6 protein-coding genes and 5 pseudogenes are annotated in these 9,189 nt (G+C 55.7%); 4 read left to right on the top strand and 7 right to left on the bottom strand.

Annotated features, from left to right (window positions below):
• Positions 1-178 (top strand): annotated as a pseudogene (locus PUT78_RS22170) (DDE-type integrase/transposase/recombinase); the annotation flags it as partial.
• A 143-nt stretch (positions 179-321) separates the two neighbouring features.
• On the opposite strand, the gene PUT78_RS22165 reads toward PUT78_RS22170, so the two are convergent.
• A complete protein-coding gene (locus PUT78_RS22165) occupies positions 322-1,608 on the bottom strand; it encodes a Fic family protein (protein ID WP_274354425.1) in 1,287 nt (428 codons plus the stop codon).
• 380 nt (positions 1,609-1,988) lie between these two features.
• Here PUT78_RS22165 and PUT78_RS22160 point away from each other — a divergent pair.
• Positions 1,989-2,691, top strand: a pseudogene (locus PUT78_RS22160) (IS6 family transposase).
• A gap of 240 nt (positions 2,692-2,931) precedes the next feature.
• Here PUT78_RS22160 and PUT78_RS22155 read toward each other — a convergent pair.
• From PUT78_RS22155 to PUT78_RS22135, 5 genes and pseudogenes are all read right to left on the bottom strand, one after another.
• Positions 2,932-3,021, bottom strand: a pseudogene (locus PUT78_RS22155) (IS6 family transposase); the annotation flags it as partial.
• Positions 3,022-3,132: 111 nt separating this feature from the next.
• Entirely contained in the window at positions 3,133-4,413 is a 1,281-nt protein-coding gene (locus tag PUT78_RS22150; protein WP_274354424.1) for a TRAP transporter large permease, read from the bottom strand.
• 10 nt (positions 4,414-4,423) lie between these two features.
• Positions 4,424-4,987 carry a TRAP transporter small permease gene (locus PUT78_RS22145; protein WP_274354423.1) on the bottom strand — a complete coding sequence of 188 codons (564 nt, stop codon included), beginning with the start codon at positions 4,985-4,987 and terminating at the stop codon, positions 4,424-4,426.
• 89 nt (positions 4,988-5,076) lie between these two features.
• Positions 5,077-6,078, bottom strand: a complete 1,002-nt coding sequence (locus PUT78_RS22140) for a sialic acid TRAP transporter substrate-binding protein SiaP (RefSeq protein WP_274354421.1) — start codon at positions 6,076-6,078, stop codon at positions 5,077-5,079.
• A complete protein-coding gene (locus tag PUT78_RS22135; protein ID WP_274354420.1) occupies positions 6,050-7,867 on the bottom strand; it encodes an Ldh family oxidoreductase in 1,818 nt (605 codons plus the stop codon). Before PUT78_RS22135 ends, PUT78_RS22140 begins: the two co-directional genes overlap by 29 nt.
• A gap of 261 nt (positions 7,868-8,128) precedes the next feature.
• Between PUT78_RS22135 and PUT78_RS22130 the strand changes: the two are divergent.
• Positions 8,129-8,371, top strand: a pseudogene (locus PUT78_RS22130) (IS6 family transposase); the annotation flags it as partial.
• 44 nt (positions 8,372-8,415) lie between these two features.
• Here the strand turns inward: PUT78_RS22130 and PUT78_RS22125 are convergent.
• Positions 8,416-8,568: a hypothetical protein gene (locus PUT78_RS22125; RefSeq protein WP_274354419.1), complete on the bottom strand. Its 153-nt coding sequence runs from the start codon at positions 8,566-8,568 to the stop codon at positions 8,416-8,418.
• Here PUT78_RS22125 and PUT78_RS22120 point away from each other — a divergent pair.
• A pseudogene (locus tag PUT78_RS22120) lies at positions 8,567-9,189 on the top strand (transposase); the annotation flags it as partial. The gene PUT78_RS22125 and the pseudogene PUT78_RS22120 overlap by 2 nt on opposite strands.

Below are 9,189 nucleotides of genomic sequence, written 5' to 3'. Positions count from 1 at the left end.
CCTCGAGCAGGATCACCGGTTTATCAAACGCATCACTGGGCGAATGCTCGGCTTCAAAGCGTTTTATTCCGCCTCGGCCACGCTGGAGGGAATCGAGACCGCGCACATGATCCGCAAGGGCCAATTCCACGCCAACGGCTTGAACGCATTTCAGCAGTTCGCTCAGCTCGCAGCATAATTCCGTCCAGCATCAGCCTACACTCAACCATGTCGGAAATTTGCGACAGAACCATTTTGGATGCCCATCATTGCAACGACTATCGCAATGATTGAATGCACTTTTGATGCGTCGACGTTCTTCGGTCCGGTTCGATCAACGATCTAGCGCAGGTTCACTCCCTCCAGATCATCTGGTTTCAGCCGATAGCGGATCACGTTGCCTTCATGGAGCCCCGCGATCTGCTCACGGACGTAAGCGACAACATCCGCTCGATCAGCATCGGGTACGCCAGCAGCCAAAGCCATCTCATCAACCGCATCGTTTCGGAACTCCTTGAACTCGAGAACGCAACGCCGGACCGCGGCGCGAACAAATTCCCGATAAGCAAGGGCTGCTTTTTCCGGGCTTTCAACCTCAGCGCGGAGTATTCGGTACTTTTCGGCGGAAGCCAAGTACGCATCCATGTAGGCCTCGCGCAGCAGTGCTACGTTGTTCAATTCATAGACCCCGATCAGCCCGTCGATATAGTCGCTGTCGTCCATCGTCGTGAACGACATTGGCGCAAGGTCCGACTTCAGAAGTGGTATGTTCGAGGCCACGCGCGAGGTCCGCTTGTTAACGTCGGCAAAAGCCTGGAGGTACGGGATGTGCACCAGGAGGAAGAAGGACTGCTCGAACGGATCCGTGATCTGCGCAGCCTTGTGCAGCAGGATATCGAACTCCTCTGCGATCGTGACCACATCGTCGAGCGGTCGATAGCTCGAGTGCGAGATCCCGACCGGCATCGCTCGCAATCGGCCCGACATCGCCGGGTCCGCCAGAAGACCATCGGAGAGCAGTGCATGGATCGCGAACAGATCAGGACGCCGAAGCCCGATCTCATCGAGATTGTCGACCACATACTGGATGGCTTCTTTATGGTTGAGGATCATCAGGGCCTCTTTCCGATCCTTTCCCGCAGCTTCTTCGCCAAACCTGATCAGTCGCTCGGTCTGCAGAATATCGTAGGTGTTACCCTCCATCCGGGACGACGCCCAACTGAGATCGACCAGAAGCTGTTCAAGGATCCGGCGCGCGTATGTTCCGGCTGGAATTGCACCGCCCTGCGGACGGCCGGCCTCCAATAGTCTTTCGCGGTCTGGTGCAGACAGATACCAGGTCTTTCCCGGCACGTATGCGTCGAAAAACTCCGGACGATAGGACACTGGCGCCCGCCTGTTGTACGGCGTCGACAAATGCGCTCGAATGGCCGCTCCACCGGCGATCCTGTATCCCGTCGCCCTGCCCTTGCCAGATACCTCGAGGCGACCTTCCTCCACCATGCGCTTTAAGAGACGCCATATGGTAGTTTCGCTCACATCCCTCGCAACACCCTTCCGAATGGCATCGCGTCCGGCGCCCGGGTTCTCGCCCACAAAGTCGAGAATGTCTTGATCCGACGAGGCCATGAAACGATATCCCGCAAGTGTGAAACGATTAGGTTATTGATACACCGACATTTTTCGTCGGCGCAAGTTTTCGTTTCACAGATTTTGCAACGATACGGAAACCAGGAAGCGAAGCGATCATCGTCAAGGGGACGAAACGATTATTACATTGAAATAATTCATATTTCTGGCCCTTCGGATGAATCGTTGCGCGGCGCATGAAACGATAATCTGATAAAAACAAAACGGCGGACTTCACGTTCAGAATCGGCAACGGAGACAGGCAAGATATGAGGCTACTGACTAAAAATTAACGCTGTCTCAGGGCCTTACGGCCCAACAACATCGGCAACGGCATTGCCAAGTTGTTTACGCGGCGTGACTTTGCTACGAGTTGAGGTATGAAATTACCGACGTCCATGCGGCGCCTGAAGGGCTTTCGTTTTCCACGCGAGATTGTCGGCTACGCTGTCTGGGTGTACCATCGGTTTGCGCTGAGCACGGCGGATGTCGAGGATCTGCTTGCCGAACGAGGCGTCATCGTGAGCCGTGAAACGATCCGTCTCTGGGTCAACCGGTTTGGCGCGCATTTGCCGCCTGCATCCGTCGGGACCGTCCCCGCCCAAATGGCATCTGGACGAGGTTGTGATCCCGATCAACGGGGTGAAGCACTGGCTCTGGCGGGCGGTCGATGCCAACGGCGACACGCTTGATATTCTCGTGCAGACGCGTCGGAATGCCAAAGCTGCCAAGCGCTTCATGGCAAGGCTGATCGCGCAATTCGGCCAACCAAGGGTCGTCGTTACAGACAAGCTGCGCAGCTACATCAAGCCGATTGCCCATCAAGCGCCGGAGGCTGACCACCGGGCCCATAAGGGCATTAACAACAGGATTGAGGGCAGTCACAGGCCAACACGACGACGAGAAAAGATCAGGGGCCGGTTTAAGTCGCCCAGACAGGCACAACGTTTCTTGGTCGCGCATGACCAGATCAACACCATCTTCCGCCCTCGACGCTACAAACTGACCGCTATCTCATATCGCCACGCCCGGGCAGATGCTTTCTGTCTCTGGACAGACTATGCCGCTCAGATGACTGCTTGATGTATCCAGCCAGGACCTTTCAAATCCAATGCTCAACAACTTGGCAATGCCTTCTTTCGAAACATGACAGATCCATCCTCGCGCACGCCGTGCAAATGGAAAACGCGCTTTGCAAGATCAATCCCGATAATTGTAACTTCGGACATGGCTTCTCTCTCCTTCTGTGATGCCTTCAGCAAACATCACCTTGGCACATTGCGATGCCGTCGGGAGGGGGCATCCATGCCATCAACAGAGCTGGTCACAATAGGAAGCAGGGTAGCGAAGATAGACAAAGACCGCGAACAGGATCACCGATTTTGGATAACGCGCGCCTTTGAAATCAACCATCTTACTCATCCGACCCTTGATGTGAAGTCACCCCCTACGCCGATGCTTCATGCAGAGCCAACCGGAAACCAAAAATCTTTGCGACAGAACCTGTCGACATGGTGTCCCCGGTCAGCGATAGATCAGCGTGGGCAGCCACATGGTGACTGCAGGCACAAAGGTGATCAACATAAGCACCGCTGCCAGCGGCACAATGAACGGCGCAGTCCCGACCACCGCACGCTCGAAGCGGATGTTTGCAACACGCGCAAGGACATAGAGCACCATGCCCACAGGCGGGGTTAGCAGTCCTATCATAAGATTGAGTACCAGGATCACCCCGAAGTGAACCGGGTCAATCCCAAGCTCAAGGGCGACCGGCAGCAAGACTGGAACAGTGATAGTAATGGCTGCGACGGTTTCCATGAACATGCCGACAATCAACAGGATCAAGTTAATCAGAAGCAAAATAACCCATGGGCGGTCAGATGCAGACAGCAGCATTCCCGCCATCAGTTCGGGCACCCGGTTCGCCGTCAGCACCCAAGCGAAGATTGCAGCCGCACCGACAACCATCAACACCACCGCTGTCGTCTCGATCGTGTCAAAGCTGACGCGCAAGAAGCGCCGTAGCGTTAAGGTGCGGTACACGAACAGACCGAGAAACAAAGCATATGCACAAGCTGCAACTGCCGCTTCTGTGGGTGTGAACGCCCCGGTCAGGATGCCGCCGACAATGATCACCGGCGTCAGCAGCGACAAAAAGGCCTTGTGGAAGCTGTACCATAGCACCGAAAGCTGAAACGCTTGATCGCGCGGATAGTTCCGCCGCCACGCGATGAATGCCACCAGCATCATCAACGACACAGCCATGATCAGACCAGGAATGAAGCCAGCGGCAAAAAGCTGCCCGATCGAAACACCGGCAACCACACCATAGATGACCATCGGCAGCGACGGTGGAATGATCGGCCCGATGGTTGACGACGCGGCAGTAATGCCTACTGAAAATTCATCATCATAGCCTGCATCGCGCATCGCCTTGATCTCAATCGCGCCCAGCCCGCCAGCATCTGCGACAGCGGCCCCGGACATGCCTGCAAATATGACAGACGCACCAACATTGACATGCCCAAGACCACCGCGAAGCCAGCCTACAACGGCCAGTGCGAACTTGAATATTCGCTCTGTAATGCCTGCCGTGTTCATCAGGTTCCCGGCAAGAATGAAGAAAGGCACTGCGAGAAGTGGAAAACTGTCCACCCCGTTGATCATCCGATGTGCCACTATAAGCGGCGGAACTGGACTGCTCGTGAGAATATACAGCAAAGCGGAGCCCGCCAATGCAACGGCGACAGGTGCGCCAAGAACCAGCATGACCCCAAGGGCCACGAAAAGAATAACGATTTCCAAGGCGATGCTCCTAGTCGATTCCGAGGCGTTGCTGTTCAGCAAGCTCGGGATCGATCAACTTTGATGTGCCAGTGCGCAGATGCTTTATCATGTTGCGTGCGGCGCAAAACGCCATGGACGCAAAGCTGACCGACACGATGAGATAGACAATCGATTTTGGCACATCTATCGAGACCATCATCTGTTGTGTTCGACCTGACACCTGATACGAATACCACGACATGATTGCGAAGAAGCCTACGCTAACCAAATCAATCGACGTCTGAGCAACGCGCCGCAAAGGGCGTGGAACCCAGCGATAGATGAACTCGACGGCAATATGACTATGCTTGCGCGTCGCCATGACAGCGCCGATAAAAGTGACGCCGATCAGAAGAAAACGCGCGATCTCTTCTGTCCAGCCAAGTGAGTTATTCAAGACATAGCGCGTGAAAAACTGCAGGAACAGCACGAAGGCCAACACCCAGAACACGATAAATACAATGCTGTCATCCCACCGCAGATCTGACAGGTCGACATCATCATTCCTTTGATGGTCCGGCGGTTGCGGCGGAGGATCATGTCGTTGACTCATGGCAAGACCTATCGCGATAATTCGATGAAGAGCATGGACCGTGCGCACGCTTGGGCCGCGCACGGTCTGAATGATGCGTCTCGCCGTTGTTACTGACCAATCGACTGAAGACGGTCGTAGGTTTCCTGATCCCAGGTCGCCATATCGCTGTTGTGCAGCGCACTCACGACTTCGATGAAGGGCCCGCGATCGACTTCATGGACATTCACACCCTCGCTACGGAACCAATCCGCCAGATCCACCTCAAGCTGGATGATCTGATCAGTTGCGCAGGTTGCCGCGGCTTGCAATACTGTACTTAATGCCGCGCGATCGTCTTCACTGAGGCTTGCCCAAGTCGGACCACCAACAATAGTCAGCAAGGCGTCAGTAATATGCCCGGTCAGACTGATATCGCTCTGCACCTCGTGAAAGGCTTTTGCTTGAATGGTTGGCAAGGGGTTTTCCTGCGCATCGACCACACCCTGTTGCAACGCAAGGTAAACCTCGTCAAAGGCAATAGGCGTCGGGTTGGCACCCGCAGCCCGCGGGAACATCATGTAGAGCGGTGCATTAGGCACGCGTATCTTCATACGATCAAGATCGGATGGTTCCAGAACAGGCTTGTTCGCGGTGGTGTGGCGCGCACCGTAATACGTCAGCGAAATAATCGTGTTTCCGCTTGCATTAGTGTAACCCTCCGCAAGTTCCTGAAACAGATCTGAGTCGCGAAAGCCGACCCAATGGTCGAAATCTCTGAACATATAGGGCGCACCACCGATGGCCATGGGCCCGTAGGAGCGTCCGGCAAAAAGCTGCCCGGTGTAGATGATGTCTACGGTGCCAAGACCCAACCCTTCGTTGATATCAACCTCATTGCCCAGGGACGATGCTGGAAAGACGGAAATGCCCAACCGATTGTCAGTGGCTGCCACAAGCTGATCATGTGCAGCAACCGCACAGGTGTGGTACGGCTCAGAGGCCTCATAGACATGCGCCCAATTCAGCACGCGGTCTGCGGCTTGCGCAGATGCTGGAATAGCAAAGGCGGCCAGAAGGGCCATGATGCTGACGGCACTTGTCTCAGTGCGCTTGTATTTCCGATTGGTCATATTTTCCTCCTCGAAGGTTTTTTTTCCATCTTGTTTCAGCTTTGATTTTAGTCACCGTCTGTAGCGGCGGAATAGATCGCTCCACCGCGAACCTGTTGAGCGCCGAAATCGTCTCGGGATCCAGACGTATCCCTTCGGATTTGCGACGATCCTCCTCCTCCCATTCCCTGTCACCAGCCGCCAAGACAGGCTCCACTCCTGCCCTGTGGGACTGGCGCACGGATCGGGTATAGCGTCCAACCACAGCACGAAAAACATCCGCGCCGCCAAAGGCCACAGGGTCTAGTGCAAGAACAAACGCCCCAAGACGGCGTGGTGTGGTCATATCGGTGCTGATCATTGGCGGCAGCTCCACACTCAGCGGCGCGTCGGAAAACGCTGTCGTCAGAATTTCCGTCAGCCCAGCAAGCCCTGCCCCTTTGTATCCGAACAAGGCCCCGCCCAAAGGCGCAAGCATATCGGCCTGCATAGGGTCCGTTACAAAGTGCCCATCGGTATCCGATGCGACCTCGGGCGCGAGTGGATGTCCAAGCGCCTGCGCAAGCAGCACCCGGTTGAAGGGAATTGAACTTGTTGCCATGTCCAGAAGCCACGGTCGCGGACCTTCTGACGGAGCCGCCGCCGCGATAGGGTTAGTTCCATGAAACCTTTGCGCACCGCCATGCAAGCGCACGAAGCTATCCGAGTTGCAGAACGCTAAACCCATCATTCCTTGCTCGGCGATCGCCATTGCAAAGGCTCCGGCAGCCCCGAAATGCGAGGAATTGCGGATTGCGACGGCCCCAAGCCCATGCTCTCTGGCCAAGTCAACTGCATGTTTCGCAGCCTCGAACCCGGCAAGCGCGCCATGCGCGTTGTCTGCGTCCAGAACGCGCGCGCCGCCAGTGGCACCAATCAGCTTCGGCGCGGGGTATGGATTCAGGCGACCTTTGTTCAAGCCTTCCAGATAATGAGGCAGCAGCCGATAACCATGAGAATCTATCCCCAGCTTCGACGCATGGGACAAGGCACGGACCACAGCCGAAATCGTCGGCTCATTCGCGTTAACTTCTGTCAATGCGGCGACACAGAAACGCTCCATTTCGGGGATCAGAACGTTACATGTGCCAGTAGCATCGGCACCGCCGGTCACGGACGGACCAAAGCGCGCGAGATAATTTTCTGTCGTTTCCGCAATATGCTTTCGCAGAATTGACTGCGCGCGCGCGAAATCGCCCTGACGTATCGCTTCAACGATATCTACGTGGTCCGCGAACGAGATATTATTCAGTTCGCTGTCACGGGAAAGCCAGTTTCGCAGCGCCTGGATGCGAAAAGACAGCATCATATATGTCGAGCGCAGATAGCTGTTTCCGCACCGATCAAAGATCGCCGTATGGAAGTCACGGTCCAGCAGACGGTAGTTTAGCGCATCTCCCGCCTCAAGCGCCTCACGCATTGACAAGACGACTGAGTCAAGCGCCGTGGCCAAGCCCAGATCGTCGCGTTTGATTGCAAGCTGCAGCGCTTCTTTCTCAAGGATCTGGCGCAACTCACCCAGTTCAGAAATTTTGTCCGCGCCCATTGAAAAAACATGCGCCGGACGATCAGGCGGCATTTCTACCAGCCCCTCGCTTTCCAGTTGCAAAAGCGCCTCGCGAATCGGGCTTTTGCTCATTCCAAGCATTTCGCTCAACTCTCCCTCGCGCAGCTTGCGCCCCATAGGGAACGCCCCCGAGATGATCCTGTCGCGGATTTTATCCCGAGCGCGGTCGGACAACTTTAACCGTTCCGCTTTTTTGGATCGCATGATCATCCTATGAGTTCGATTAATAATATATTATATATTTTCAATTGTGCGTCTGTCTACAAATTTGTAATGGCCCACAACACTCCTGGCTCTGTCGCAAATTTGCAGCTGGGTTGAGTGTAACCTTGCGCTGCACATAACTATGCTGCGCGTTGGGCAAACTGCTGAAATGCGGTCCTGCCATTGGCGTCAAACTGGCCCAACGGTTCAGGGGGCATTGCCAAGTTGTTTACGCGGCGTGACTTTTCTACGAGTTGGGGTATGAAATTACCGACGTCCATGCGGTGCCTGAAGGGCTTTCGTTTTCCCCGCGAGATTGTCGCCTACGCTGTCTGGGTGTACCATCGGTTTGCGCTGAGCACGGCGGATGTCGAGGATCTGCTCGCCGAACGAGGCGTCATCGTGAGCCGTGAAACGATCCGTCTCTGGGTCAACCGGTTTGGCGCGCATTTCGCGGACTGCATCCGTCGGGACCGTCCCCGTCCAAATGACAAATGGCATCTGCCCGGGTGTGAACTTGATCGCTATGTGGCGGTCTTTTTTGAGCGTTAATTGGCGTTTCCGATGACGAGGGTCTGAGCGGCGGCCTCTACCACATCTTCGGTGATTGCGGCCATTTCGTTGATGCGGGTGACCTGCCCCCCGGAAGTTCCCTCAATCTGATGTAGAGTCTGCGCAACCTTTGAAGGAGCAGACGACATGAGGAAAAGCCGTTTCACCGAAGCGCAGATCGTCGGAATGATCAAAGAGCAGGAAGCTGGCATGGCCACTGCGGAGGTCTGCCGCAAGCACGGTCTGAGCCCCGCTTCGTTTTATAAGCTGAAGGCCAAGTATGGCGGGATGGAGTTGTTGGACGCCAAGCGGCTGAAGCAGCTCGAGGACGAGAACGCGAAGCTGAAGCGTTTGCTGGCGGATACCATGCTCGACAACGTTGTGCTGAAAGATTTGCTGGGAAAGCCCTGACGACGCCGATGCAACGGCGGGACGCAGTGCTGCGGGCGATGAAGGATCATCCGATCTCTCAACGCCGGGCCTGCGTCCTGATCGGTGTCGATCCGAAGACTGTGCGTCGGGAACGCCCGCCTGACAGTCCGGACATCCGCAAGGCGATGAATGACATTGCTTCGAGCCGACGCCGCTTTGGATATCGGCGTATCGGCATCCTGCTTGAACGCAAGGGTATGATCATGAATGCAAAGAAGCTCTACCGGATTTATCGTGAAGAGGGGTTATCGGTGCGCCGCAGACGTGGCCGTAAGCGGGCACGCGGCAGTCGGACACCAATGCCAGTGCCGCTGCGGCCGAACCAGCGCTGGTCGTTG

The organism is Roseinatronobacter alkalisoli (assembly GCF_028745735.1).
GTDB classification, from domain to species: domain Bacteria; phylum Pseudomonadota; class Alphaproteobacteria; order Rhodobacterales; family Rhodobacteraceae; genus Roseinatronobacter; species Roseinatronobacter alkalisoli.
The sequence above is the reverse complement of the archived record's forward strand: the minus strand, read 5'-3'. Positions and strand labels throughout refer to the sequence as shown.

Bases quoted from the DNA above. Each gene is read 5' to 3' on its own strand.
- PUT78_RS22165 (WP_274354425.1), bottom strand. From the start codon at position 1,608: ATGGCCTCGTCGGATCAAGACATTCTCGACTTTGTGGGCGAGAACCCG.
- PUT78_RS22145 (WP_274354423.1), bottom strand. From the start codon at position 4,987: ATGAGTCAACGACATGATCCTCCGCCGCAACCGCCGGACCATCAAAGG.
- PUT78_RS22140 (WP_274354421.1), bottom strand. From the start codon at position 6,078: ATGACCAATCGGAAATACAAGCGCACTGAGACAAGTGCCGTCAGCATC.
- PUT78_RS22135 (WP_274354420.1), bottom strand. From the start codon at position 7,867: ATGCGATCCAAAAAAGCGGAACGGTTAAAGTTGTCCGACCGCGCTCGG.
- PUT78_RS22125 (WP_274354419.1), bottom strand. From the start codon at position 8,568: ATGTCGTCTGCTCCTTCAAAGGTTGCGCAGACTCTACATCAGATTGAG.